This window comes from Candidatus Microthrix parvicella Bio17-1, assembly GCF_000299415.1.
In the GTDB taxonomy this organism is placed as follows: Bacteria; Actinomycetota; Acidimicrobiia; order Acidimicrobiales; family Microtrichaceae; genus Microthrix; species Microthrix parvicella.
The window spans coordinates 59,121-85,471 of record NZ_AMPG01000003.1; the positions used below are offsets into that span (position 1 = coordinate 59,121).

Consider the following 26,351-nt stretch of genomic DNA (forward strand, 5'->3'; position numbering starts at 1 on the left):
GGTCAAGGCGCCTCCGAGCAGTTGAGCGCGGCCGCCGGGTTGGCGGCCAGGTTGGACGTGAAGCGCAGGAACACAGCGTCTCCGGCCTTGATGGCGGGAAGCCTGTAGCGCTGGGCCTCGTTGGGCTCGGCGAAGCGCTTGTCGTTGAACCGTCCGTCCTTCATGGGGAGTGGCTCCCACGTGGCGCCGGTCCACAGCTGGGCGTCGTCGATCACGGTGTGCGCGGCGCACACGGCCGCCGGCAGATCGAGTGGCGACGAGATCCGAACGAAGGTCGGCAGTGGTTCTGAGGTCGGATCGGATTGAGCCGCTCCCACCACCGTGGCAGGGCTTGGTGTTGGCATGTCGGCCGGAGGTTCGGCGCTCGGAAGCCCGTCAAGACCAACCGGAGGGGCCCCACCGCCTTCGTCGAAATCGTCGACGGGGAGGCCGCTGTCGTCTTCGAGGCCGGTCGCGTCGATGATCGCATTCGGGTCGATGAGCGGCTCGCCGACGGTCTCCACCTTGATGCTGGTCCCCGCGCCCGCTGTTGGGTCGTTCTTGGGTGGAACCACCGGCGCGCTGACGGTGACGTACAGCGACGTTTTGTGAGAGTTGCCGCCCACGTTCAACGGGGCGTTCAGCGTGCCGGAGACGGTGATGCGACCACGCGCTGCCACGGGCTTCACGCCGCCCTGACCGAACTGATCGCCTGGGGGGAGGCCGGTGCAAAACATGTCCACGCACCCGCCGTCGACGTTGCTCGACGGGAAGACCTCCGTCAACGGATTGAGATCCTCGGTGGCCTCGAACTCCATCTTCTCGGTGGCACCCGCCGCTACATCGCCGAACCCCCGTTGCCGAGAAAAGCCGCCGATGTTCACGTCGACGAGCGGGCCCGCAGTGTGGTTGGTCACCGACACGTCGACCTTCCCGTCCGGGCGGTCCACGGCATTCAGCGACACCGCGGCGCCGTCATCAACCGACACCGTGCCGATGCCCGCGTAGCCGAAGTCGTTCGTGCCCAATGGTTGCTCGGCGCGCCGGTCGGTGCCACTGCCGGTCATAACCGCCCGTGGTTTGGACGCCCACACCTCTCCCTGGTCGCCGAGCACCAACTCCGAGTCGTCGGGGGTGGTGCCCAGAGCCAGCATGCCGCTGGTGCCCCATTCGGTTGACACGGCCGAGCCGATGGCCGTGGTGGACGCATCGGCCAGGGCCCCGCGACCTGCCAACAGCAGCGCTCCGGCGACGACGAGCGACATGGTCGGTGCGGCCAGCCACATCAGGCGCCGCCGCTTTCGAGACCGCAGCGCCCACCACAGGACCGGTCCCACCAACAACGCGGTGACCAGTACCGCCAGGCCGATGACCCACGCCGGGAGGTAGCTGACCTGGAGGAAACCGACGCCTCCCAGCATGTCGTTCCACATCCCGTCGGGTCCGAAGCCCAGGTCGTCGATGAACTGCTCCTGGCCCGGCTGCCCATCGGCGGCGACGGCCGGTTCCACCACCTGCGACCAGTCACCCTTCGCCCCCAGCCCATTGGTAAAACGCACCCACCCCGTGCCCACGGCCGTGCGGTCTCCCGCCTCGGCCGCTGTGCCAAGCACTGGCAGCGGGTCGGTGCGGGCCTGGTCCAGCGCCAGGTTGCCGCCCCTCGCCACCCAGGCCGAGACCCGCCGTTGCTGGTCGTCGCTCAGGCGTTCGACGTCGCCGGGACCGAGCACCAGGGCGCCCAACGCGTCCAACGCGCCTGGGACGTCGAGCAGTTCTGAGTCCAGCGGGATGAGGGTGGCCTCGTCGATCTTGGCAATCGACGGTACGTTCCGCGGCTTGTTCCCGCCGGAGATCGAGGTGCCGATGCCAACGACGTTGGCCCGTTCGTTCTTCGGGTCCAACAGAAACTCGCCCGACCCGAGGCGATCCCCGTCGAGCGTCCGGACGGTGGCCTCGATGCGTCCCGACGGGCGAGGCATGACTGCGTTGGTCTGTGTCGGTGCACCGGAGTTCAGCTCCACCCGGTAGAACTGGCTGCCGGTCGAAGTGGTCACTTCAAGGTTGACAGTGCGGGATGACTCCGACCGGAGGGTGACCCGCACGGGTAGACGCGGGGCTGTGGGCACCACGCCGGCCGGCCCGGGTTGCACCGTGACCTCGACCCCGTCCGGCTGGGCGCCGGCCGGGGGGTTGCCCAGCGACAGGGCGACCAAGGCCAACAGCGTGGTCGCAAGCGTTGCGCCCAACCGGCGCGTTCGGGTCACAGGATGGTTCCGGAGGGCATGTCGTCGCCATTTCCGCTCGTTAAAGCCACCTTGAACCGCCGTTCATCGTTGTGCGAATCCTAGCTTCGAGTGGCAGTGTGCACCGCGAGGTTCGCGCGCATTCGCACGATCGGCGCTATTGAAGGCTGCCTACTCGTCCGGTTGGCCCTTGGGGGACCCACCGAGACCGGAGTCGGGGAGATAGGTCGGCTCGCCGTCATACCAGCGCCGCAGCGAGGTGAACGGATAGATCCCGGCCGAGTGGCCGTCGTTCCAGGTGAACGTCAGCGCCCAGGCTCCGTGCAGCGCGGCATCGGTGATGAGTAGTGGTCTGGGGCTGCGGGGCTCCGGCCATGCCTCCAGCCCCTGATCGCGTCGGCTGCGGCATCCTGCACACGGGCAGGCTCGGCGCAGGTCCTCCAAACCAAACACCGCCACCTCGCCATCGGCGAACGTGACGGTGACCGACTCTGCCTTCTCCACCTCGATGTTCTCGACAGCCACCCGGTCTCGTTCGGTCTGGTTGGGGGGACCGGTGGTGCCCGCCGGATTCATCTCGGGGGCGGGCGTGAAGCCAGGGTCGATCATCACCCCATGCTGTCGCAGAACCGACCAGAACGACGAGCCCCACGCCACGCCGCCATGGCGCCGGGCGTCGAGGTGTTGGTTACTCTGCGAGATTTCGAGCCCCGCTGAAGGAGTTCGTCCACGCCCAACTTCTGGGGCCACCAGGCCAGGTGCTCGTCGTCGAGCGTCGCTCGCGGAGCCTCAAGAATCGCCACCATTCCCGCCAACTGGCCGTCGGAGGGTGTCGCCGACGTGGAACCGGGTTGGATCGAACTCTTCGACCAGGATCTCCACGGCAGCAATGTCGGGCTCGATCACGATGTCGATGTGCCGGGTCATCCTCGGTGTTCGGGAAACGGGTACGGGCCGGCGGATGCCGCCACCCGGTTGTAGCGACGTCGGCCCCTGCCGTCGGCGTCCAACCAGTCACGCACCATGGTGGCCTTGCTGGTCATCGCCGCCTTGGACACGGTAGGGAACGCGTCAATCAGCTGTTGTGGGGTGAGCTTTTTGCCAAAGCCGAACAGTCGGGACATCGAGTCGAAGGCGCTGTGCACCTGCGCCACCGCGTAGGTGATCGCGGCCGCCCAGACGTCGGGTCGCCCCCGAAGGAACTGCTGGGTGTGTGTACCGGCCAGGTCCATCGTCATGCGCCTGGCCGAGGTGAGATGGTCGGGGGTGAACAGCCGGGTCAGCACCGGTTCGGCGATCGCCAACACCGCCTGGCACTGTTCCACCGCCTCATCGGGCACGTGATCCCACATCATGGGGGCGGCGCCCTTTGCGGGCCACACGAGGTCTGTGGTCCAGGCCTGCCGGTCGTCCCAGTCGCCGACCAACTGTTGGATCGCCTCCGGGTCGTCCAGGTCGAGGCCCCGCTCCGCTGCCATCCGGATCATCTGGAGCATGGGGTTATCGAGGTCGTCGCCGTTGTGGCCGACTGCAGACCCGTAATGCTCGTCGAGGGCTGCGAGAGCCGCGTCGGTAACCGACTGCGCCCACCCCTTCAGCCGGTGGCAATATCCGATCCACGTGGAGAGCACCGGCTTGAGTATTTCGTCGGTGGCGTCGTCGGCGATCACCTTCTGTCCGTAGAAGTGAAGAAACCCCTCCACCACCATGGGGGACCAGCGGTGGATGTCGCCTCCGGCGTACCGCTCGGCGTAGTCGATGAAGAGCTCGCAAAACTCCCCGACCTCCTGCGCCAGTTCGGGGTCGTCGGTGTATCCCAACTGTTCCGCGACGCCGTCGGCGTTGAGAAAGTCCTTGATCAGCTCTTCCCGCTCGTTGTGCGTGGCCGGCTCGGGCTCCGGAGGTTCGACCGAGGGCACGCCGCCGAGGATCTGGCGGGCCAGCGGCGTGTACAGGTAGGAGTCGTCGGCGACGGGAGCGTCGACCATGAGGTCGGTGATGTCCATGGCGTGGCAGATGAGCCCCGCCGCCTCGGCGACGTCGATCGATTCGAGGTGGCGGATCACGTCCGCACGGCAGGGCGGATCGTTCGGGCCAGGTTGCCAGGGGGTGCCGGGCGTAAACACGCGGCGGTACGCATCGATCGTGGTTACCAGGAACTCCTGAACGAATGGCCCCTCCTGAACGATGATGCTGGCGAACAGCACCTGGTCGGACCAGCCGCCCGGCCAGCGCAGCTCGACACCGATGGTGGAGAGGTCGCCGAGGTCATCCCAGCCGTGCCAGCCACCGATGGCTGTGGCGTTCCACACGGCATCGGCCCACAATGGCGCGCCGATCTTCGATTCCAGCCGGTCGATCCGCCGTGTCAACTCCGCGTGGGCCGACGAGGCGCAGAAGGGGAGAATCGGCCGGAGGCAGTCGACGTAACGCGCCTCGGGCCGGAACTGCTGGCTCTCGGCAAGGGCCAGAGCCGCCGAGGTCAACATGTCCTCGGCGTCACCCGGGGGCGCCATGCCGGTGATCCTGCTGGGGCGCGACGAAGCGGGCCCACCGGGCAACGGTTGGTCGGCGGCGATCGACTGTGTCAGCCCGACCAACTCACACGCCATCCGTTCGATCTCCGACGGGTGATCGTCGCGGTCTGGGCTGAAGAGGGAGGCGATCGGGTCGAACAGGCCGGTGATCGACGGCGGCGCGCCGGAGTCGAAGGGGCCTGGGCCGCCAATCGAGGGGAGTCCCGCCGGGCCGCCGCCGGTGGGGCGGAACCCGGGGCGCCCGCCTTTGGGAGTGGTGCGCCCGCCCTGCTTACGTTGACCTTTCCGCCGTCGTGACATGGCGCCAGTTTGCCGGCCACCACCGGCCGGCTGGGCTTCGCCTTCCCGCTCAGCCAAAACGGAGACGGCGGAGCCTCAAGGCTCGTTGTCCAGCGCATGCATATGTTGGCGTTGAGCGGCGCTTGAGCGAGATCTACGGGATCATCATCTACATGTGCTGAAAGGACCGTGCTTCGCCGCACTTCCACGCCGTCTATGGGGAACAGAAGCTCGTGTCCGAATCCTTGACGGATCGTTCATTCTGGTGAACCACCACGCACGGCACATCGGCTCGTGTTGGAATGGCGGATGCATTGGAGCCGATGGGGCAACCTGGTGACCGGTCTCGGTCCGAAGGTCATTCGGGAGTACCAACTACGCCCAACCAGCTGAGGGTCAAACCCCCACGGGGCGGGCTATTTGGCGGGGAGGGTGCGGGCGAAGCCGACGCCCACCTCCACCCAGAATCTGAGCCGATCGATGGTGGCGAGGTGCTCTGTTTTGATCTCGATCCAGCCGGTCATCGGTCGGTCCTGCATCACGACGATGCTTGCGCCTGGCTGGTCGAGTAGGTCGTCGGCGCGCTCGGCTCCCGCCCGAACCATCATGGCGCCCTTTCCTCCGGCTGCCACGGCCATATTGCCGCCGACCAGAAAGGCCAGGCCCCCGAACATCTTGCGCTCGGTCAGCTCGGGCTCATCCTCAACCAGCTCTCGGATTCGGTCGGCGAGCTGCTCGTCGTAGGCCATTGAGTCACACTAACGACGGCAGTTCTCGCGGTTCTCCTGGCATTTCTGTGAGGGGTGAGACTGGGGCGGTACTGGAGGGGTGGTCCCCGGAGATGATCCGGCCCTCAGACCTCGACTGAGGTCATCTGGTGCTGGGTTTCGCTCCCCTTATGGCCGTCCAAGGATCTGGGCATCGCTGTCAGTACAGGTCGAACGATGCCCGGTTGACCTTGAAACCGTGGCCGGTCTCTTGGTTATCGCACGTGACCCCGGTCTCCTTGCTGTGGCAGAGGAAGGGTCCGAATTCAATCTCGTACCCATAGGGGAGCACCGGGCCTTGTGCGGTTGCGTCTCCACGGCAGGTGAAAATCCCCTCGCCGTCAGACACTGCGACCGACAATCCCCAGGTTGCGTCGCAGCCTTCGTCTGGCGGTATGTCGTTCCAGGAGTTCTCAACAACGATGCAGTCGGCGGCGTCGTTGTGGATGTCGCAGGTGATTCCGCCGCTCGGCGATTTGAATGCGGCATAGCGCGAGCCGTAGGAGTCGAAGAAGTACTCCGGCCCTGCCTGGGGAGCCTTGGGAGGCTCTGGCGCTGCCGGCGGGGGTGTGGTGGGCGGAGGGGGCTCGGTCGCGGCCGCTGCGGTCGGCTTCGGGGCGGTGGCCGTCGGGGGTGTGGTCGGCGGAGGGGGCTCGGTCGCGGGCGCTGGGATCGCAGTCGTGGTTGGTGCTGTGGTCGTGCTGTTGTTGGTGGTCGAATCAGCAGCCTTGGCAGTGCTCGTCGAGGTGGCCTGACCGTAGCCGGTCAGGCAGACACCCCCCACGGTCAGAATCAGGAGGAGTTTGACGCTGATCGTTGATCGTCCCATATATCTGAACCATAGAGTGCGATCAGCCGTCCGACCAGAACTCGCGCCAGGTGTTCCAGGCCTCCGGTCGGGTGCCCAGGCCGTCGTGACTCTTTGGCCAGTTGGCGGGAGGAAGCATCAGCGGGTTCACCCCCACCTCGGCGCCGTAGAACAACTCGTGGATCCGGCGCACGAAGTACCAGCGACCGTTCCGCCGTTCGTAGGCGTCTCCATACAGGATGGCTTGGTGGATCCAGCGGTCGCCGTCCTGGATCTCGGCCTTGCAGTACACCTGCCCGGTGGCGTGGTCGGCGTCGCTCAGGTCGATGGTCTGCGTGCCGACGAAGAGGAACGATCGACCAATGCCCCGCAGGGCCTGATCGAAGCTGGCTCGCAGCGCATCACGGCCGGTGCCGAGACGGCCGACGTTGACGTCGTCCACGAACAGGCTGACCAGCGTGTCGAGATCCCGGGCGTCGGTGGCGATGGCGTACCGGGCCACCAGGTTGCGGATCTCGTCGCATGCCAGCAGACGGTCGAGTGGTGGGATGTCCATGCCGATGGTCTACTCGGGGCGAGGCAAAACGTAGGTTCCCTGGGCCACGGCGGTTGGACGGTCGGAGTGGTCGTCCATCCACACCGACACCGAACCGACCACCGATCGGCGGGTGGCGGTCGCCAGGTCGGCCCGTGCCCAGATGCGCTTGCCCTGGGCCGGGCGGAGGAAGCGGATCGACAACTCGGAGGTGAGCGCCATCGGCTCGATCCGGCCAATGGCCACGAACGTGACGTACCAGAGGGCGGCATCAGCAATGGCGAACTGGGTGGGGCCCGATACGTAGCCGCCGGGTCGGATCGACAGCTCACCAAGCTCGGTTGAGGCGACTGCGTAGGTGGCGCCAAGCTCGGCGCAGTTGGCGCCCGCACCCGGGAAGTGCTCCGCGAGCATGGTGTTGACCTCATCGGCGTTCATTCGGCGGACCCTATGTCGTGACTGCGATGATGTCCGCCCCGGAGCCGTCGTGGTCTGACAAGCGGTGTCCAGCGACGTCGTTGGGCCTGCCCCACACCCGTTCGGGGCGAAGGTGTCGGCTGAGCGCAATGTGGTCGATGCCCGGCCGGGCGGCTCCCTCCGGAGTCCCGCCGGTCACGATGCTCAGGGGCGTGAATGCAGCCTCCAGGCCCGGTGCGCCCACCCGGTCGACCTCCGTGAACGGACGCCTCGACAACAGTACGGTCCGCTCGTCGGCGTCGTGGCGGGTGGTCCTGGGCGGCTCGCTCCACAACGTGTGGCCGCCTCGTTCCGCGAACGTGGTGCGGGTCTCGGTGATCACCATGACGTCGGGTGCCATCAAGAAACGGTGATCCACGGCCTGTGCGCCCCGGCCACAGCCAGGCTGCGTTCGCTCCAGGTTCCAGGGTGAGTACCCGTGCGGTCACCGCTTGAAGATGTCCCGCACCGTGTGAGGTGGAGGCGTAGCTGATGTGCTCTGCCCGCCGTCCTTACCGTCAGCTCTGGGGTACCCGGTTTCCATCCGCTTGGAGATGTTGCCCGGGGGCATGGCCAGTGGCCAGCCTGACGGCGGTCTCCGGGTTGTTGGTGCGCTGGGCAAACGCTTCTTGGTGAGCCTTCACAAAACCGGTGGCGGCCGAGTGGGCGATGAACTCGAACAGTGGCCTGAAGAACTCGTTGACGTCGAGGAACACCACCGGAGCCGACACCAACCCCAACTGGTTCCACGTCAACAGTTCGAACGCCTCATCGAGGGTGCCGAAGCCGCCAGGGAGCACGACGACGCCGTCGGCCAGCTCGGCCATGCGGGCCTTGCGTCGATGCATGGTCGGCTGGACATCCAGTTCGGTGAGGCCCTGGTGAGCCACCTCGCGTTCGACGAGTTGCTCGGTCATGACGCCGATGGCTTCGCTGCCGCCACGCATCACTGCATCGGCCACCACCCCCATCAACCCGACGTGACCTCCGCCGAAGATCAGCCGATGGCCGCACTGCGCGATCGCCTCACCCAGGGCCGCTGCGGCGCGGAGGTAGGACGGATCGTTGCCGGTGCTCGATCCGCAGAACACGCAGATGTTCTTCGCCGTCGACTGCACGACCCGAGTTTGGCATGGCCCCCTTGGGGCGTCGCCGTCGGGCCGGCACGGGCATCACGGCCGGTGCTGCCGGGTGGGTTCTGCTCCTCCCGGATCGGGGAGGATCGGCGCCTCAAGCCGCTCGATCGACCGAGCAGGGTGGCCCGGCCGATCGAGCCTGAGCCGTAGCGATCGCATACGGCATCCACGGTGAGGTCGAGTTCCACCTGGGAGCGACCAATGAACGGCAGGCTCTGTTGAACCGTGTCGGCGGGTGACAGGTTGGCGTCTGTGGACCCCAGCAGCGGAGGCCGCGCCGTTGGATCTCTTCGATGAGGCTGGGACACAGCTTCGTTGCTTGCCTGATGTTCATGGCGCCATGGACCCAGAGGTGCGGGCCTCGTAGCTGGCGGCCAGGCTCGGGGTCGGGAAGGGAACAGGCGCCGTCCATTGCGGCTACAGGGCCACAGCGGCGTGGACCTTCGGCCGGACGTTTCGGCGGTCGCTTGCTCAGCCGATCAGGCGATGGGCATGTTCGGTGAGCCACCGGTGGTCGGCCCGGTTGCTCTCGGCATATCCGGCAGACCACATGGCGCCGAACCCGCCGATGCCGGCATCGGCGCGTTCCTTGATGACGGTGAGCAGCCGGTCCAGGAGTAACCCGGCAATCGCGACCAGACGCGCCCGTTCGGCGCGGGTCAGACGGTGCACGTCGACGAGGCGGGCAAAGCGCTCGATCTGATCGATGCCTTGAATGGCAGGATCGAGACCGCCGGTGGCGCGGAATGGCACCCAGTGGCGAGCGGCGTAGGCCAAGTCGAAGAGCCGGTCGACCGGTGCTGCATAGTCAAAGTCGATGATGCCCACCGGGGTGGTGCCCGACATGACTATGTTCTCCACCGACAGATCGTTGTGGCACACGAGTGTTCCTTCGCAACCCTTGACGAGGTACGGCACGGCCGATGGAATGCCGTCAGGCCAGGTGAATCCAACGGCGGCGTGTTGAAGGTCCCGGTGGAGACGACACACCCGTTCGAGCACGTCATCGTCGGCCAGCCAGGATGGAGTGAAATCCTGGCTGACCTCTCCGGGCAGATAGGTCAGTACTTCCCGATCGAAGTCGTCGACACCGAGCGCCCGGGGTGACCCTTCAAATCCCTCGGCTTCCAGGTGGCGGAGGAAGGCATGGACGCCGGGGGTGTGGGGGCCGACCGGTCGGGTGATCGTGCCGCCCACTCGCCGGACGTCGCCGGCGTTGACCCGGCCGCCGGACAGGATCTCCTCGTCGAGCGCATGGCCCATCGAGGGGTGGGCGAAGCGTGACTCGTCGCGGGGTGAACCAGGTTGACTGTTGGCGTCCTCGCCCGGATCGTTGGTCTCTCCTGACACGCGCCCCACGCTACCGGTGGCGGCCGGCAATCCCTCAGTGGGCCATCGACGGCAGACCGGAACAGCTCCATCGGACGTCAACACCCGCCTCAATGGGTGGGCCCTGCTTGTCCGGACTCTGACCCAGCAATTGAAGGGGTAGGAGCACCTGACATAAGGGTTTGATTGAGTAAACAGGCGATGTAAGCCGACCATCTTCTCAGCGCTGCCAGGGTGGGGCCCGAGTGTCCGACGGGGTCCACAACCATGGCCAAGCCGAAGGCGACGACGACCAGCGTGAAGCCGACGACAACGACAGCACCCGAACGCTCCGAGGAACCGAAGATCACCGTGTCATCCGATGACGGCGGTTCGGGTGGCTGGGGTTGGGGAGTCGTCGCCGCCAGGGGTGTCGCGCTGCTCGGAGGGGCGGGCGCCGGCACCATGAGCCGCCGAGCCAACCGGTCCGGTCTGAGAAGGCCGACGCTCGTCGGAATCCTGCTGGGTGCCGCTATGTTGGTGGCGGGGTGCGGCGAAGCGGGCGTGACCCTCGGGCAAAGCAAGGACTCGACGTCAGCCTGGACGGCGGCGTCACCGAGATCCTCTTTGTGCTCGGCCTGGGACTCAAGACCGACTTGGACTGGCTCGAACTTGAGCTGGACGCGTCAGATGCGCAGGCATCGGCCACCGTCCTGCCCGCCACCCGGACGTACCTGGGCGACCTGTCGGGCGGGTTCTTCGTCGGCAAGCGCATCCGAGAGATCTATGGTCTCACCCCGGAGGGGGGAGCGTCGGTCTTCGATTTCCCGGAGATCGTCGGCCCGGGCGCTTGGAGCAGCGATATCGGGACAACCTGGATGCGTTGGAGTGGTCGGCCGAGGAGCAGCAGGCCTTCGTCGACGAGGCCAAGACTGCGTACCTCCATCACTCGAAGGTGTTCGACGAGCTGGCTGAGCTCTAAGTTCGATCCGGCACGTTTCACTGGTGGTGGCGGTCTGAAGGCTGTTTTGGTGTGACAGGGAGTGCCTCCGGGGGCGGTGGGGTGCTCGGGGCAGGTCTCGGGTGTTGCCGGCCGTCTGTCCGGTGTGGTGACGGTTGTTCGGATTGGTGTGTGGGGTCGGTGAGATAGCCCGGCCGGGTGTTCGGGCGGGTGGCTGGTTGCTCGGGGCGGCTGGTGGTCAGATCTGGAGTGGTGTGGGGGTGTTCATGGTGCGGAGGCGTCGTCCGGCGGTGCGGAGGTGCGGGTTCCATGGCCAGTGTTTGGGCCAGAGAGTCCAGGTTTGCCGGTTGCGGACGCGGAGGATTGCTGGGGTCCCGAAGCGGCAGCGCCTCAGCTTTTTTGGGTGGGCTTGTTCGAACTCGGTGTCTTTGAGGAGGTCGAGTTGGAACCAGCGGCAGAGGGTGTGGGCCCAGCCGACGCACGACCGTGGGCGGGTTGGGCGTGCTCCTCGACGCTTCGGCGAAGACGGCGGCCGATGCCGAGCTGAACTTTGTTGACGGGTTGCCCGGGTGGCGAAGATCGATGACACCGAACCACGAACCGACGCGCTGCGGGAGGGGCTGGGATCCCTCATCGCCTGCCGGGATCCGGCGATGATCGCCGAGGCGCAGGAGGTGGTGGCGGTCGCCGCGCTGGCCGAGCATGACCGCAGCGTCTGCCGGGTTGAGCAGTTGGCCTCCGCTGCCGGCGCCAGCGTCCGCACCCTTCAGCGCCTCTTCGACTTTCACGTCGGGGCCGGCCCGTCGTTCGTCATTCGCCGCTGGCGCATCATCGAAGCCGCCGAGGCGGCCCGTCGGGCCAGCGACGACGGAAATGGCTGGCGAGGCTGGGCGGCGATCGCAGCCGAGCTTGGCTATTCAGACCAGGCCCACCTGACGCGGGATTTCCGTCGGCACCTGGGGACGTCGCCGTCCGCCTACCTGGCTCGCACCACCCGACAGGACTCGTGAGCGGGGCGGCTAGCGATCGACCCACTTGGGTGTGAAGGCGGGGGCGTTGCGGGAGGCGAGACGCACGGCAGCCTCGGCATTGTCGGTGTGCTGGGCCAGCGTCCCGTGGTGGTCCTTCATGAACCCGGCCGCAGCCGACCCCGCAATGAAGTCGAACAACGGCGCGAAGAACCCGTCGACGTCGAGGAACACGATCGGCACCGAGATGAGTCCCAGCTGGTTCCATGTCAGCAACTCGAACGCCTCGTCGAGCGTGCCGAATCCACCGGTCAGGACGACCACGCCGTCCGCCAGTTCGGCCATGCGGGCCTTGCGCCGATGCGTCGTGGGCTGGACGTCCAACTCGGTCAGCCCCTGGTGGGCCACTTCCAGGCCAACGAGTTGCTCGGTCATCACGCCGATGATCTCGCCGTCACGCGCCAACACCTCGTCGGCCACGACGCCCATCAGGCCCACGTGGCCTCCCCCAAACACCAGCCGGTGACCGGCGTCCACGATCGCAGAACCGAGGGCCACCGCTGCCGTCCGGAACGCCGGATCTCGACCCGCAGAACACGCAAATGTTTCGCTGCGTCGACTGCCATGGGCAGATTCTGTCACCCGCATCAGCCCGCAACAGGTGGGTGAATGTCGTGGTCATCCGTGCATGCAAAATGTAGACTCAGCCCATGGGGACGACCACAATTCGAGTTAAAGCCGAAACTCACGCCCGGTTGATCGAGATGAGCAAAGCCGCCGGCGACTCGCTGACCGACACCGTCGACGAAGCGGCTGAGGCACTGCGCCGCAAGCGCTTCGCCGCCCAGGTCACCCGGGACTTCGAGGTGCTCCGGCGAGATCCCGTCGCGTGGCGTGACTACCTCGGAGAGTTCGAGACCACCTCGGTTTCAGATGGCATCGATTAGCGAACTCTGGCTGGTGGACTTCGGCGAGCCCTACCCGGCGGAGCCGTCATCGGTTCGACCGGCCCTGGTGGTTGGTCCGCCGGACACGTTCGGGCGTTCGTTTCCGGTCGTCTTCGTCATGCCGTTGACGACGACGCGTCGCTTGGTGGCATCGCATGTGGAGGTGGAAGCATCCGAGATGACCGGTCTCGAGGACACCAGCTACATCCAGTGCGAGATGCTTCGATCCGTCAACGGGCAGCGGCTCGTGCACCGGTTGGGGGCGGTCGGCTGGGAAGTGATGGACCAGGTGTCCTTCAATATCGGCACGCTGCTCGATCAGCCATGAGAGACCGCCGGTTTTCCCCGCCTCGTTCTACAATCGGAACGGCGCCGCCACCTCGGCGAGGAATCGGTCGAGCGTCTCGTCCTGCTCAGCGCCGCCGCCCAGGGTGAAGTCCGGGATGATCAACTCGTCGACGCCTGCCTCGGCGTAGGCGGCCAGCTGTTCCTGGAGCTGGCCTGGCGTGCCGATCAGCGACGGACGGCCAAAGTCGTGGACCCGCAGCTTGTCGGCCTCGGCATCGGTGTCGACGAGGAACAACAGCGCCACCGACGATCGCTCGATCTCGGCCGGGTCCCGCCTGAGGCGTTCGCAGTGCTCGCCGAGCACAGCGGACTTGTGCACCATCACCTCCGGCGTGGACCACACGTTCCACTCGTCGGCGTACTCGGCCACCATGCGCAGGGTCTTTTTCTCGCCACCTCCGCCGAGCAGGATCGGCAGCTGTCCGACCGGCTGCGGCGCAAGCGGTGCGTCCTCCAGCCGGTAGTGGTCGCCGTCGAACGTCGCCCGCTCGCCGCTGCGGAGGGCGGCGATGACCCGAAGCGACTCCTCCAGCTTGTCGAACCGGTCGGTGAACGAGCCATACTCGATGCCGTAGGCCCGATGCTCGTTCTCCTGCCACCCGGCGCCAAGCCCCAACACCATGCGGCCATTTGAGATGTGGTCGGCGGTGACCGCCTGCTTCAGCAGCACCGCCGGATTTCGGTAGGTGTTGCCACACACCAGCGGACCGAGGCGCACCCGGTCGGTGGCCTGGGCGAGTGCCGAGATGGCGGTCCACACCTCGTGGATGGGTCCGTCGTCGGCGCCCATGCCCGGCATGAAGTGATCAGCGAACCACAGTCCGTCCCAGCCGGTCTCTTCTGCCCTCACGCCGCTGCGAAGGATCTCGTCCCATCGGTGTCCGTTGCCGATCCAGAAGCCAAAGCGCATGAGGGCCACCCTACGGTCGAGATGCCCCGTTCGATCAGCCGTGGGCGCCCTCGGCTGGTGCGCCGGGTTCGGCTCGTCGGGTGATCAAGCAGGTATGGGCGTTGCCGGCGGCTCAGCGGGCGATCTTGGATCCGGCTGGAACCAGTCCGGATTTCGTGACGATTGCTGCGGATGGGTCGTTCACCGTTGATCTTGAGGTTGCTCCGGTTTCGGGGAGTGTTGGTGAGTACGGCATCGTGACCTACGCCGGGTCTGGTGCGGTCAATGCCGACCAGGAGACCTTCACCCCGATCACGTTCTCCAATCCCACCACGACGACGACCACCACAACGTCGACGACAAACCCGCCGTCGACAACCCCGCCGTCGACAACCCTGCCGTCGACGACCACCTCCTCCTCCTCCACCACCACGTCGACGACAACACCGCCGTCGAGCACGACGAGCACGGCCCCGCCGACCACGATCGACCCGCTGGTGCGCGAAGCGCGCAGCGCCACCGGCGCATCCGGTCAGTCGCTGTCGGCCGACCCCGCCACTGGGCTCAGCCCCGAGGGCGACACGACGAAGGTGACCGGTTCCGGCTACGAACCCAAGTTGGGCATCTACGTTGCGTTGTGCGTCGACAACGGGCCCGGTGTCACCCCGGAACCGTGCGTCGGCGGCGGTGGACCTGACGCAGCCTCATCGGTGTGGATCTCGTCCAATCCGCCCTCGTACGCAGCTGGCCTTGCCGAGCCGTTCGGACCGAACGGGACCTTTGAGGTTGATCTCGAGTTGGCGGCGGCCGACGACTACGTCGACTGCTTGGAGGTTCGCTGCGCAGTGGTGACCAAGGCCGACCACACGGCGAGCGCCAACCGCTCGGCTGACGCTCGGGTGCCGGTCAGCTGGGCCGGGCAGGATCCAACCAAGACCGAGCAGCCGGTCCCGACGACAGCACCCACCACCGAGCCGGGCGGCGGCTCAACGATGCCCACCAGCGCCGCCCCCAAGCCCGGGAACCCTCCGGCGACGAGTGCGCCGCTCGTGCGTGAACCCCGCACCACCAAGGGTGCATCCGGTCAGTCGCTCACCGTCGATCCGGCCACCGGGCTGGACCCCGATGGTGACACGGTGAAGGTGACCGGTTCCGGCTACGACCCCAAGTTGGGCATCTACGTTGCGTTGTGCGTCGACAACGGGCCCGGCGTGACCCCGGCGCCGTGCCTGGGAGGCGGAGGCCCCGGGACGGACGCCGACGGAGGCGGCTCGGTATGGATCTCCTCCAACCCGCCCGCCTACGGCGTCGATCTGGCCGAGCCCTTCGGTCCCGACGGCACCTTTGAGGTGGACCTGAACGTGGTTGCGGCCGACGAGTTCGTCGACTGCCTGGAGGTTCGCTGTGCGGTCGTCACCAAGGCCGACCACACGGCGAGCGCCGACCGTTCGGCCGACGCCCGGGTTCCGGTCAGCTGGGCCGGGCAGGATCCGGCCGAGTCGGAACAGCCCGTGTCGACGATCAGCATCCCCGGTGCGGGTGCCGGCGGCACGCCGGTGACCACCCTGACGGTCACGCCGAACGCCGCGGCTTTTGCCACGCCAAACGCTGCGACCGCCGTTGCCCCGAAGGTGGCCGGCGCTACGCAACTCGGCGCGGTGTCCAGCGGCTCCAGCCCGACGACGCTGGCGTCGACCGGCGCCTCAGCCCGGTTGCTGGTGTTCGCCGCAGCGGCCCTGATCCTGGCCGGAATCTCCGGCCGAGTCCTGTCACGACGAGTGAGGAACTCATGACCGAATCAACAGCAACCATCCCCGAAAGCCTCTCCTCCCATGTGCGGGAGGCGACAGCCACCGAGCACACCGAAGCGGAGAACTCCGCCTTCATCGTGGCGCTCATGGGTGGTGACGTGCCCCTCGCCGGTTACGTCGGCTATCTCCAACAGCTGCGGGCCGTCTACGAGCTACTCGAAGGAATCGTCAACGATGACCGCCACGGCGACGTGATGGGGGCGTTCCACGACCCTGGGCTTGAGCGTCTTCAGGCGATCGAGACCGACTTGGACTGGCTCGAACTCGAGCTGGACGCGTCAGGTGCGCAGGCACCGTCCACCGTCCTGCCCGCCACCCGGACGTACCTGGGCGACATCGAGGCGGCGGCGAACGACCCGAACTACTCGGCGCCACGGTTGCTGGCCCATCACTACATCCGCTATTTGGGCGACCTGTCGGGCGGCTTCTTCGTCGGCAAGCGCATCCGCGAGATCTATGGCCTCACCCCGGACGGGGGAGCGTCGGTCTTCGACTTCCCAGACATCGTCGGCCCGGGCGCTTGGAAGCAGCGCTACCGGGACAACCTGGATGCGCTGGACTGGTCGGCCGAGGAGCGGCAGGCCTTCGTCGACGAGGCCAAGGCTGCGTACCTTCATCACTCGAAGGTGTTCGACGAGCTGGCTGAGCTCTAGCAAGCCGGTGACGCTGCGTCGCCAACCCCATGTGCCGTCACCGGTCGAGGGGGTTGGCGACGAGCATGCCTTCATTGGCTGCAGCCGCGCAGAGGACGCTGTCCGCACTGGTGAACACGTCTGCGCCGACCAACGTAGCGGCGGCCAAGTGCACGGCGTCGTAGCCTCTCAAGGCGTGACGCGTCGCCAATTCACGGGCCGACCCGATGAGGTTGGCGTCTACCTCAACGATGCCAACCTGACCGAGCAATTGGTCGAGGAGTAGGTGGGCGTCGGCCAGCTCGTCGTCAGTGAGCCGAGCCTGGCGGTGCGCCGCAGCGAGCGCTGCGACGGCCTCAACCTCGATCAGGCTCACGGCCGCCAGTGAGGGTGCGGACGTCCAGATGGTCGTCGCAACGGCGGAGCCAGCTTCGGTGGCCATGAGCTTGATGAGGGTCGACGTGTCGACGTAGGTGGTCACTGCTGTGGCTCAGCGTCGCTGGTCTGCCACGAGGTCGCTGATCGTGCCCGCTGGGTTGATCGGCTCCGGTACAGATCGGACGGTCGTGCGGGGCGGCCGAACCACACCGGCCTCGATCAGCTGAGCCAAGCGGTCGGTTGACGCGTCGATAGCGATGAGACGTGCCACGGGCCGACCATGCTCGGTGACCGTGATCTCGGCGCCGTCCTTCACGCTGGCCAGGTGCCGGCTGAGGTTGTTCTTCAGGTCTCGGACGCCGACCTCGACCCGCCGTGTGGCTACATCCATGCCTAGATTGTAGCTACATGGTCACCGGCCGGGCTGGTCGGCTTCCCAACGTTCGATCAGGCCCGACGCCCGGTCGGTCTTGCGGCGCACCGCCTGCTCGATGGCCTCCGCCTCGCCGACGATGGTCAGCCTGGACTTCGCCCGGGTCACCGCCGTGTAGAGCAGCTCCCGGGTGAGGATCGGAGAGCCGGGCGGGGGCAGGATGACGACGGCGTGGTCGAACTCCGATCCCTGGCTCTTGTGGATGGTGAGCGCCTGGAAGGGCTCGACCGCATCGAGGTGTGAGAGTGGCACCGTGCGCAGCTCGGGGCCGGCGAGGATGCCGCTGGGATGCCCGTCGATGTCGATGATCACCACGGCGTCGCCGTTGGCCAGGCGGTTGGCCTGGTCGTTGGCGGTCACCAGCCACGGCGTGCCGATGGCGAAGCCGCGTTGGTCGGCCGAGCCTGGGCGGGTCCGCGCCAACAGTTCGGCGACACGCTCGTTCCAGGCCTCGACCCCCGACCCGCCCCGGCGGTGGGCGCACAGCAGCCTGATGGCGCCCAGGGCGTGGACCGCAGCCTGGGCATCGCCCTCGCGCCCGGCGTCGTACACGCCTTCGGCTGCGTCGAGGGCAAGGCGCTCGATCTCGGCTGGGATGTTGTCCCACGCCGACGCGGTGACGGGCAGCCAGGTGATGGCTTCGTCCGAGGCCTCCATCGTGGCCCGAACGGCGTCGGGATCACCCAGGCGAAGCCCGTTGGCCAGCTCGCCGATGGGCGAGTGCTCACCGAAGCGGTGGCTGCGGTCGAGCCGCACCACGGCGTCGAAGAGGGGGCTGGCGCGGTGGGTCAGATCACCAAGGACGGTTCCGGCCTCCACGCTGGTGAGCTGGTCCGGGTCGCCGACCAGTACCAGGCGGGTCCGGGGCGACAGGGCGTCGAGCAGCTTGGCCATCAGCGGCAGCGACACCATCGATGACTCGTCGATGACGACCACATCATGGGGGAGCGGCTGTCCGGCGTGGTGCCTGAACCGGGTGGGGTTGTCGAAGTCGTGGCCGAGCAACCGGTGGATGGTGGTGGCGGTGAGGTCGTTGAGATGGCCGGCCACCACACCGTCGAGGCCGGCGCCCTCGACGGCCTGTCGAAGCGCCTCGGTCATCCGGGCTGCGGCCTTGCCCGTCGGCGCGGCGAGCGCGATCTGCGGGGGACGGCTGCCGGCTGAAGCCCCGTCACCGGACCCACCGGCCACCAGCAACGCGAGGAGGCGGGCGATCGTGTAGGTCTTCCCGGTACCCGGACCGCCTGCGATCACGGTGGCAGGCCGGCTGAGCGCTTCGGTCACCGCAAGTCGTTGTCGGGTCGGTTCGCCGCCGTCATCGAGCGGCAGCAGATCGGCGAGGAGTTGCTGGTCGATCGGGTGGGCGCCGACCCCGTCATCGGGTGGCCTGACCGCAAGACCCGCCCGCTCGGCGACGGCGGCGATCACCTGGGACTCGTATCGCCAGTAACGCTCGAGGTAGAGGCGGCTGTCGTCGAGGATCAACGGCGGAATGCGGCGCTGATCGCCGTCGAGTTCGGCCCAGTCGGGCAGCGGGGTGCGCGCCACCAGCGTTGATGCGGCGACCAGCTCGATCCAGGCCTGGTCGTCGGGCCATGCCAGCGCGTCGAGTACGTCGCCGTCCGCACCGTCGACCACCAACCGCTCCGGAGCGGTGCGCAGGTCGACGCATACGTGGCCCCGGCTCGGCGACCGCACCGCCAGCGCGATGGCCAGCACCAGGTCGCCGGTGCCAGGGCCGTCGAGCGCGATCCCGCCGATGCGCAGCAGCGCTGCGGTGACGTGGTGTTCCTCCAGGCCGAACACGCCGACGGCGGCGTAGGGCGCGAGCACTGAGGTGACCGCCTCGAGGTGCCGGTCGATCGGCGATCCGGTGTGGGTCACCCACGAAGCGGGTCGAGCGTCGATCGACCTCATGGCGTCACCTCGTCGAGTTCGGCGCCGGCCAGCAGGTTGGACAGCGCCAGGATCAACCCGGTCGGCGGCTGCCACGTGAAGACGCCGTAGGTTCGCCCGTTGGGGGTAACCGGGGTGTCGGGGCCTGCCATGCCCCGAAGAAACAGGTAGGCGGCGCCGCCGAGGTGAGCCTCGGGGTCGTAGGCGGGAAGCCGCCAGCGCAGGTAGCGGTGCAGGGCCACCTCGTAGAGCAGTGCCTGCAGCGGGTAGTCGTGGGCGACCATGGCGTCGACGAGCCGGTCGGGGTGGGCGGCCTCCGGGTCGACGGTGCCCCACGGCGCCAGCAGGTTGGTCTTGTAGTCCGCCACCACGTAGCGGTCCGGTCCGCCGTCCGAGGCGCGCACTCGGATGGTGAGGTCGATCGAGCCGGTCAGCATGCCCTCCAGCGGCAGGAACGCTGCGGCGCCCAGGGCGAAGGTCCTTCCGGCCAGGGGGTCGTCGGCGGGCAGCCATGCATCGACGCAGCGGGCCAGGTCGGCACCGGTCGGGCGTGCCGCGCCCTCGAGGGGCAGGTCGAAGTCGAGCTCGCGAAGCTGATGGGCCCGGGGGAGCCCGGCCAGGGTGAGCGACCCGAGCGAGCCGCCCATCGGCGTCAGCACCGAGGCTGCGACCGCCGAGGCGAGGCGCGGTTGGTCGAGCTCGTCGGGCGGTGAGCCGGCTGCGATCGCCCGGGCGAGTTCGTCTTCGAGGTCCGGGGCCTGCAGGTCGGCCTCCTCCAAGACCTCGTGCACCAGCGTGCCGAACGCCGTGCCGGCCCCAAGGTCGAGCCACGGGTCGGGCAGCGCATCGGAAGGATCGGCAGCGGTGGTCCCATCGATGGTCTGCGTTGCTGCGGCGAGGTCGGCGACCGCCGGCTCGTCGCCCTCGTCGTCAGCGGCGGTGTCACCACGGCCTGTCGCATCTTCCGGTCGCTGCGCGGTTCGAATGCGTGAGCTGTCGTCATGGTCGGCGGTCAGCGCCGAGAACGACCAGCGTCGCGACGGCGGCCCCATGTGGCGGTCCCAGATGTCGATCTGTAAATCGTCGCCCGACGTTGACGAATTCGCCGAAGGTGTGTGGCCTGATGAGGGTGCAGAGATGAACGTTTCCAGCGCCACGGCGCCTTCGGGAGCGTGGGCCTGCACTACGTCGACCGCGTCGCGCAGGTCCGACATCGTCGCCAGCTCGTCGAGTCCCGCCACCTGCGCGAGCCGGCACATCAGGCGCGACTTGTGTGATTCCTTGGCCCCGGGGGCGGCCCAGACGATGAGCCGTTCCTTCGCTCGTGTGAGCGCCACGTAGACGAGCCGGTCGCCCTCCTCGGCGACTGCGGCCTTGGCCGCCTCGCGGGCCTCGCCCTTTGCCTCGAGGGCGACGCGCAGCATGGCCTCACCGGAGACCGGATCGTGGGTGACGACCGGCGCCTTGACGCTCATGGGCGCGGTCCACAGGAAGGGGACCATCACCACTCGGTTTTCGAGGCCCTTGGACACGTGCACCGTCATCACCATGACGGCGCCACCGTCGGCCTCGGTGCGGCGCTGGAGCACCTCGGTTGCCTGCTCCTCCGGGTCGGCCGAGGCGGTGAGGGCCTCGAGGGCGCTGGAGGCCGAGGTTCCGGTGGCCCCGGTGCGGTCGCTGAGGAGCTCCCACAGGTGGTTGAGGTCGGTGAGGTGCCGCTCACCCCCCGGGGTCGCAAGAAGCCGGGTGCCGAGGGTGGATCCAGCGCTGCGCTCGGCGACCGGACGATCGCCCGCATCGAAGCCGTCCGCCGCAGCGACGCGCGTTCGCAGGTGATGGGCAAGTTCGGCCACGCCGCGACGGCGCAGAATCAGCGAATCGTCCCGCAGCCCGACCTGGATCTGCGCCAGCTGCTCGTCGTTGATGGCATCGACGTCTCGAGCGCTCAGGCCGTAAAACCAGCCCAGTGCCGCCGCGCGCACCCGGCTCGACGATGCCGGCCGTTCCATCGCCCAGAGGAGACGCCGGATCTGGTCGGCGGCGGGGGAGTCGATCACGCTGCCTGCCCGTCCCAGCACCGCAGGCAGTCCGGCATCGGACAGGAGGCGTTGGATCCGAGCGGCGTCCTTGTTGGAGGTCACCAGGACCGTGATCTCCTCGGCGCGTACGCCATCTGCGAGCGTGGAACGCACTTGGGAGACGAGATCAAGCCCGACGAGATGTCGTATGAGGCCCACGGGCGTCGGGACCGCGTTGCCGTTCTTGCGGTACTCCGGCGGATGGACCTCGTGGTAGGCGGCCATGTCGAAGGAGCGGATCTTCAGGGCTTGGTGGCCGGGAACTGCGGCGTCGTGCTTGCGAGCAGCGATCACGGGGTCGTAGTCGATCGTGTGAGTGCCGTCGGGCGACGACCCGAACCGGCTGCCCGCGAACAGCGAGTTGAGCGCTGCGATCAGCTGAGGGGTGCTGCGCCAGTTGCGGTCCAGACGGTTCTGGCGTGTGACCGCCTGTTTGGCGTTGAGGTAGGTGGCGATGTCGGCGCCGCGGAATGAGTAGATGGCCTGCTTCGGGTCGCCGACCAGCACCAGCGTGGGACTGTCGGGCCCGTCGCTGCCCGCGAACAGCAGCCGGAACACCTCCCACTGGACGGGGTCGGTGTCTTGAAACTCGTCGATGAGGGCCACCCTGAAGCGACGCCTGAGGATGTCGACGACCCCGGAGTTCTTCGGACCGTTGACCGCTGCCGCAACCCGGTTGAGCAGTTGCTGATAGGTCATCAGCGAACGTGCGGCCAGGCGGCGATCGAGCTCGTCGAGCCCGTCGGCGGTCAGCTGAGCGAGCCGGTTGTGTTCGGGTTCGTCGGGATGCCCGGCGACCACGATGCCCGGGTGGGTAGAGCCCATGCGGATCGCCTCGGTGAGCTTGGCGAGCTTTGGGAGTTGCCCGTCGGCAGTGCTCTCGGCGAGCGCCTGGCCGGCCAGCAGGTCGGCTGCGATCTGGGTGATGAGTGTTTCCTCGTCGGCGAGCAGCTTCATCGCCGGGTCGAGCGGCACGTTCACCCCGAGCGTGGTCAGCACCTGCTGGCAAAACCCGTGGATGGTGGTGATCGTGGCGGTGTCGAACTCTTCGACGGCAATCCGCAGCCGCATGCCGGCATCGTTGTCGGTGGACGTTTCCGCCCGCTCGCGCAGCACTCGCCGCAGCCGGTCGCGCAGCTCGCCGGCCGCCGCCCTGGTGTAGGTCACCAGCAGCAGCTGGCTGATCGGCAGCGCGTCGCGCTCGATGAAGTTGGCTGCGAGGTGGGTGAGCGTGAAGGTCTTGCCGGTGCCGGCCGAGGCCTCGATCAGGGTGCTGGAGCGCGGCAGCGCCTCATCGAGCGAGAACACGCCGACGTTGGGTTGAGCGAGCGAGTCCGGCGGAAACAGCTGATCGCTCATGTCGCCGCCTGTGGAGCCTGGGAGTTGAGCGAGCCGGCGACCGAGGCGTCGAATGCCGCCCAGATCACGTGTGCCAGGCGCCTGGCTCGGCTCGGCTCGTCCGGGTTGCCCGGATCGTCGCTTCGTGCAGGCAACGACTCGTAGTCGTGTTCGGACAGGTCGCCCCAGATCTCGCGGGTGGCGGCCTCGTTGCCGTCACCGATTTGAGCTCCGCCAGGAAGGGACGTCTCCCAGCTGCCGGTGGGGAGCTTCTTGCGGCCGCACAGCTTGGCTGCGGTCTCGGGCCACAGGGGGAGGGGCTCCGACAGGTTGCGGAGGTACAGCTCGACCAAGGTGTCGAGCGCCGCACCGGCGGTGGCTGACCGCTGGGCGTCGTCGTGGCCGACGATCCTTGGTTGCAGCGTCGTCGCCGCTGGGACCTTGATCCCCTTCTGGGTTCGGTCGTTCGCCCGACCGATGGCGATGGCCTGCCACGGCACTGAGGGGTCCTGCGCAGCCAGTGCCAGAACGTCGAGCCACAACCCCAACTCGTGCTTCGGCTTCAACCGTCGGGCCCCGATCCTCACCGGGCCGGGCCGGGCCGGGTCCACCTCGGTGACCACGCCCCGCAGTGACCGCCCGCCGCGAAGCTCCACTTCGATCGGAACGGATATGGTGCCGGGGCGGGTCACCCCGACCCGTTCGCATTCCCCGAGGATCACCTTGGTGAACGCCACGACGTCGGCCACGGCCGCCTCTCCCAGCTCGCCCGGCGGAAGCTCCCCCGAGGCGCGGGCGACCGCCGCCCAATGGGCATGAGCGGTATCGAGGTCGCCAACGCTCCACGTGGCCTGGAGCAGCTCGGTGTGGAGCTGGTACTTGTGCAGGGGATCGACCTCGACGGGGTGGAGTTCGTCGCCGAGTTCCTCGTGTCGGGGCAGACCCACGCCCAAACGCTGAGCCAGGAACGCCGCCGGGGGGCCATCGAGGAAGCGGTGGAGGTCGGCGAGCTCGATGATGGCACCACTGCGATCGTCGGTAGCGCGCGGTGGGAGCGGCCCGTCGAGAAAGGGCACCGACCTGCGCTCATCACCGGGGCCGCCGCGGGTCCTGGCCTCTGCCAGCCCGACCGGGCTGAAACTCCATGGTCCGTCGGCGGCCAGCGCTCCCGCCCGAAAGTTGATCGCGTCGAAATCGTGGCGCGGGTGGGTGATGAGCGCGCTGCCGCCGGGGAGGCCGGCGTCGCCCGGCTCGGCCGGTTCCAACTCCTCAAGCAGTTCCGAGAGCACAACCGGCAGCGGAACTTCGGCGTTGGTGGCCGGGTCCCGACCCGTGGTGGTGATGATCAGGCGGTCACCGGCGGCGAGCACCTCCTCGAGCAGAAGTTGGCGGCCGTCGGCTCGCGGGTCACGGTCGCCAAGTGCGGGCGAGGCGGCGAGCAGGTCGTCGGCGTCGGCGGTGCCGCTGCCCAGGACATCGGCATCAATGCCGAGCAGGCAGATGACCCTGGCCGGCACCGAACGCAGCGCCTGCAGCGGTCCCAGGGTGAGTGCTCCTTCGGCAGGCCCACCTCGCCGCCGCACGGCCGAAAGGCTTTCGGTGGCGGCAGCTCGAAACTCTCCAACGCTGAGCAGCGGATCGGCCACCGTTTCTTCCGGCGCGCCGCTCTCCGGCCGCAGGTCGCCAAGAACCTCCAAGAGGTGGCGCCGTTGCCAGTCGCTGTCCGACTGCTGATCTGTGAGCGCGTCGAGCGACTCGAGGACCCAACCGATCCAGGTCGAGAGAGTGAGAAGCGGCGTGCCGGGCCGTTCGGTCGGGCGCGCCCGCGGGCCGACGTCCAGCGCTCGAACCTCGTCGATGCACTGCCGTAGCTGGGCGACGGGACCGGCTAGACGGACGATGACCCGAACGTCGCTGCCTTCGATGTCGACCGGGATGACGTTGCCCAGACCAGGAACCAAGGTGCGGGATGCGGTGGTGATGCCGAGCAGGACCCGTTCGACACCGTCCGCCCACGTGGTCGCCGTGAATGACGCGGGCAACCCGTGAGCGCGTCGGTGCTCACCGTCGAGCCCCCAGCGAATGCCCGCACGCCGGGCCCAGTCCCCGAGCTGGTCGACATCGTCGTCGCTGAGGCCAAAACGGGCGGCAACCGGAGGCAACGCCAAGAGGTCGAGCACTTCACCGACGGTGGCCCGACCATCAACCAGCCCAAGGATCCCAAGAAACGCCTGAGCGATCGGGTGATCGGAGCCGGGTGAACGGACCGCCGACCACACCGGAAACGCGAGACCGTCGCCACTGTCGAAACCAGGGGAGGCCGGTTGGCCCACAGAGGCGTGAGCCGTCGGGTCGCCGGGGCCGGGAGCGAACGCAGCAGCAACCAGCGGACCGTACGCCTCGACGTCCGGGCACAGCACCAACACGTCGCCGAGCGTGAGCGACGGGTCCTCCATCAGCGCGTGGGCGACCGCGCTGCGCAAGATCTCCACTTGCCGTGAGGGGCCGTGGGCCCGGTGGACGATCAGGCTGCGATCCTGCCGACCGGGGGAAGGCAGCGTGGCGGCCAACTCCCCGATCGGGCGGTTGGTGCGGATGGCCAGTTGAAGTCGTCCGAGCGTCGTCGTCTCGCCGGGTTCCGGGTGTTCGTCGTGTGCCGGAGCGCTTGCGTGGCCCGAAGCCCCCCACAGGAGCGCCCCCTCCTGGGCCGGTCGAGACCACCTGGACAGCAATGCGTTGCCGCCGTCGCGTGGGCGGGCGCGGGGACGGTCGGGAAGCCAAGCCCCAAGTTGTTTCGTGGCGCCCCGCTCGTGCATGGCTCGCCACTGTGGCAGCGACGGGGTGAGCCACAACACCGCCACGTCGCAGTGCTCGCCGAGCGCAGGCAGCAGCGAAAACCACACCGGCGGCAGCGCCGAGAGTCCGAACAGGGTCAGGCGCGGTGGCAGGTCGACGCGGGGAAGGTTGAGGTCGAGGCCGTCGATCTGCCCGGCCAACCGCTCGGCGGGGCTCGGTTCGGAGATGCGGGCCCGCACCCGACGCCACAGCTCGCACTGCCACTGCGGGGAAGCCCCCGAGCGTGGGTTTCGGGCAATCGGGTGACCCTTGCCGTCGACGTCGTTGCCTGTAGCCCACTGGCGGATCAGCTCGGGTCGGTGGCGCGAGTAGCGGTCGAAAAGGTCGGCGAGGTGCCGAGCGCGGCCGTACCAGGTGCCGCTCGACGGTTGCGGCACCGGCCCTACTCGCTTCGTGCCGGGTGCGACCCGCCCGGCCGGGCCCAGGGCGGCGTCGCCGGCACCCTGCTGAAGTTCGTCGAGCACCACCCACACCAGGTTGGACAGCGCCCACGGGTCGCGTTCGGGCGCCCCGAGCAGTCGGGTGAGCAGCCCGTCCGGGAACGGGAACTCGATGTTGGCCACGATGCCGTCAGCCTGCGTTACCCCGCCCTGGCTCGCTCCCAACCGTCGGGAGAGCTGGCGGGTGGTCCATTGCCTCACCCCCAGGTTGGCGACCGCCACCAGCTCGGGAGCGAACGGGTCGTCGAGCGGCTGGCTGAGCCGGTCGGCCAACGGATCGATGAGGTCACGAAGCGACTCTCCGACGATCAACGCTGGCTGGCCCACG

At 68.0% G+C, this 26,351-nt stretch carries 24 protein-coding genes; 6 read left to right on the plus strand and 18 right to left on the minus strand.

Annotated features, from left to right (window positions below; all coding sequences use genetic code 11):
* Positions 1-2 precede the first annotated feature (2 nt).
* From MPARV_RS0113545 to MPARV_RS22880, 10 genes are all read right to left on the minus strand, one after another.
* Complete coding sequence (locus tag MPARV_RS0113545) at positions 3-2,243, minus strand: hypothetical protein (protein WP_020378648.1); 2,241 nt, start codon at positions 2,241-2,243, stop codon at positions 3-5.
* 150 nt (positions 2,244-2,393) lie between these two features.
* Complete coding sequence (locus tag MPARV_RS21400) at positions 2,394-2,831, minus strand: DUF971 domain-containing protein (RefSeq protein ID WP_157789631.1); 438 nt, start codon at positions 2,829-2,831, stop codon at positions 2,394-2,396.
* Between the two features lie 314 nt (positions 2,832-3,145).
* Positions 3,146-5,059 carry a DUF6398 domain-containing protein gene (locus MPARV_RS22870; RefSeq protein ID WP_020378651.1) on the minus strand — a complete coding sequence of 638 codons (1,914 nt, stop codon included), beginning with the start codon at positions 5,057-5,059 and terminating at the stop codon, positions 3,146-3,148.
* Between the two features lie 395 nt (positions 5,060-5,454).
* Entirely contained in the window at positions 5,455-5,787 is a 333-nt protein-coding gene (locus MPARV_RS0113565; protein ID WP_012228109.1) for a TfoX/Sxy family protein, read from the minus strand.
* Between the two features lie 178 nt (positions 5,788-5,965).
* A complete protein-coding gene (locus MPARV_RS22875; RefSeq protein ID WP_020378652.1) occupies positions 5,966-6,634 on the minus strand; it encodes a DUF6636 domain-containing protein in 669 nt (222 codons plus the stop codon).
* 22 nt (positions 6,635-6,656) lie between these two features.
* On the minus strand, positions 6,657-7,169 hold the full coding sequence (locus MPARV_RS0113575; RefSeq protein ID WP_020378653.1) for a nuclear transport factor 2 family protein: 513 nt from the start codon (positions 7,167-7,169) through the stop codon (positions 6,657-6,659).
* Between the two features lie 9 nt (positions 7,170-7,178).
* A complete protein-coding gene (locus MPARV_RS0113580) occupies positions 7,179-7,586 on the minus strand; it encodes a PaaI family thioesterase (RefSeq protein ID WP_020378654.1) in 408 nt (135 codons plus the stop codon).
* Positions 7,587-7,596: 10 nt separating this feature from the next.
* Positions 7,597-7,965 carry a hypothetical protein gene (locus MPARV_RS0113585; protein ID WP_012228119.1) on the minus strand — a complete coding sequence of 123 codons (369 nt, stop codon included), beginning with the start codon at positions 7,963-7,965 and terminating at the stop codon, positions 7,597-7,599.
* 157 nt (positions 7,966-8,122) lie between these two features.
* Complete coding sequence (locus MPARV_RS0113590; RefSeq protein WP_012231160.1) at positions 8,123-8,722, minus strand: LOG family protein; 600 nt, start codon at positions 8,720-8,722, stop codon at positions 8,123-8,125.
* A gap of 489 nt (positions 8,723-9,211) precedes the next feature.
* Positions 9,212-10,090: a phosphotransferase gene (locus MPARV_RS22880; RefSeq protein ID WP_157789632.1), complete on the minus strand. Its 879-nt coding sequence runs from the start codon at positions 10,088-10,090 to the stop codon at positions 9,212-9,214.
* A 506-nt stretch (positions 10,091-10,596) separates the two neighbouring features.
* On the opposite strand from MPARV_RS22880, the gene MPARV_RS26265 reads away from it, so the two are divergent.
* Positions 10,597-11,085 carry a heme oxygenase-like domain-containing protein gene (locus tag MPARV_RS26265; RefSeq protein ID WP_238538873.1) on the plus strand — a complete coding sequence of 163 codons (489 nt, stop codon included), beginning with the start codon at positions 10,597-10,599 and terminating at the stop codon, positions 11,083-11,085.
* 493 nt (positions 11,086-11,578) lie between these two features.
* Positions 11,579-12,019: a helix-turn-helix domain-containing protein gene (locus tag MPARV_RS21425; protein ID WP_020378660.1), complete on the plus strand. Its 441-nt coding sequence runs from the start codon at positions 11,579-11,581 to the stop codon at positions 12,017-12,019.
* A 9-nt stretch (positions 12,020-12,028) separates the two neighbouring features.
* Here the strand turns inward: MPARV_RS21425 and MPARV_RS21430 are convergent, their stop codons facing one another.
* Complete coding sequence (locus MPARV_RS21430; protein ID WP_020378661.1) at positions 12,029-12,535, minus strand: LOG family protein; 507 nt, start codon at positions 12,533-12,535, stop codon at positions 12,029-12,031.
* 152 nt (positions 12,536-12,687) lie between these two features.
* Here MPARV_RS21430 and MPARV_RS0113625 point away from each other — a divergent pair, with 152 nt between their 5' ends.
* Positions 12,688-12,924 carry a hypothetical protein gene (locus MPARV_RS0113625; protein ID WP_157789633.1) on the plus strand — a complete coding sequence of 79 codons (237 nt, stop codon included), beginning with the start codon at positions 12,688-12,690 and terminating at the stop codon, positions 12,922-12,924.
* A complete protein-coding gene (locus MPARV_RS0113630) occupies positions 12,911-13,252 on the plus strand; it encodes a type II toxin-antitoxin system PemK/MazF family toxin (protein ID WP_012231146.1) in 342 nt (113 codons plus the stop codon). Before MPARV_RS0113625 ends, MPARV_RS0113630 begins: the two co-directional genes overlap by 14 nt.
* Positions 13,253-13,279: 27 nt before the next feature.
* Here MPARV_RS0113630 and MPARV_RS0113635 read toward each other — a convergent pair whose 3' ends face one another.
* Complete coding sequence (locus MPARV_RS0113635) at positions 13,280-14,182, minus strand: TIGR03560 family F420-dependent LLM class oxidoreductase (protein WP_031278612.1); 903 nt, start codon at positions 14,180-14,182, stop codon at positions 13,280-13,282.
* Positions 14,183-14,423: 241 nt separating this feature from the next.
* Entirely contained in the window at positions 14,424-14,681 is a 258-nt protein-coding gene (locus tag MPARV_RS0113640; protein ID WP_157789634.1) for a hypothetical protein, read from the minus strand.
* Here MPARV_RS0113640 and MPARV_RS22885 point away from each other — a divergent pair.
* The gene (locus tag MPARV_RS22885; RefSeq protein WP_020378665.1) at positions 14,659-15,954 is read left to right on the plus strand and encodes a hypothetical protein; all 1,296 of its coding nucleotides are present in this window, start codon (positions 14,659-14,661) and stop codon (positions 15,952-15,954) included. The genes MPARV_RS0113640 and MPARV_RS22885 overlap by 23 nt on opposite strands.
* A complete protein-coding gene (locus MPARV_RS0113650; protein ID WP_020378666.1) occupies positions 15,951-16,625 on the plus strand; it encodes a biliverdin-producing heme oxygenase in 675 nt (224 codons plus the stop codon). Before MPARV_RS22885 ends, MPARV_RS0113650 begins: the two co-directional genes overlap by 4 nt.
* A gap of 37 nt (positions 16,626-16,662) precedes the next feature.
* On the opposite strand, the gene MPARV_RS0113655 is transcribed toward MPARV_RS0113650, so the two are convergent.
* The 5 genes from MPARV_RS0113655 to MPARV_RS0113675 are packed head-to-tail and all read right to left on the minus strand — an operon-like array spanning position 16,663 to position 26,350.
* Complete coding sequence (locus MPARV_RS0113655; protein WP_020378667.1) at positions 16,663-17,085, minus strand: type II toxin-antitoxin system VapC family toxin; 423 nt, start codon at positions 17,083-17,085, stop codon at positions 16,663-16,665.
* Positions 17,086-17,094: 9 nt separating this feature from the next.
* The gene (locus MPARV_RS0113660; protein WP_020378668.1) at positions 17,095-17,373 is read right to left on the minus strand and encodes a type II toxin-antitoxin system Phd/YefM family antitoxin; all 279 of its coding nucleotides are present in this window, start codon (positions 17,371-17,373) and stop codon (positions 17,095-17,097) included.
* A 21-nt stretch (positions 17,374-17,394) separates the two neighbouring features.
* The gene (gene recD, locus MPARV_RS0113665; protein WP_051012003.1) at positions 17,395-19,332 is read right to left on the minus strand and encodes an exodeoxyribonuclease V subunit alpha; all 1,938 of its coding nucleotides are present in this window, start codon (positions 19,330-19,332) and stop codon (positions 17,395-17,397) included.
* The gene (locus MPARV_RS0113670; RefSeq protein WP_020378670.1) at positions 19,329-22,748 is read right to left on the minus strand and encodes a UvrD-helicase domain-containing protein; all 3,420 of its coding nucleotides are present in this window, start codon (positions 22,746-22,748) and stop codon (positions 19,329-19,331) included. Before MPARV_RS0113670 ends, recD begins: the two co-directional genes overlap by 4 nt.
* Positions 22,745-26,350 (minus strand): exodeoxyribonuclease V subunit gamma, encoded by a 3,606-nt coding sequence (locus MPARV_RS0113675; RefSeq protein ID WP_157789635.1) that lies wholly within the window; start codon positions 26,348-26,350, stop codon positions 22,745-22,747. The genes MPARV_RS0113670 and MPARV_RS0113675 overlap by 4 nt, the downstream gene beginning before the upstream one ends.
* Position 26,351: the final 1 nt, after the last annotated feature.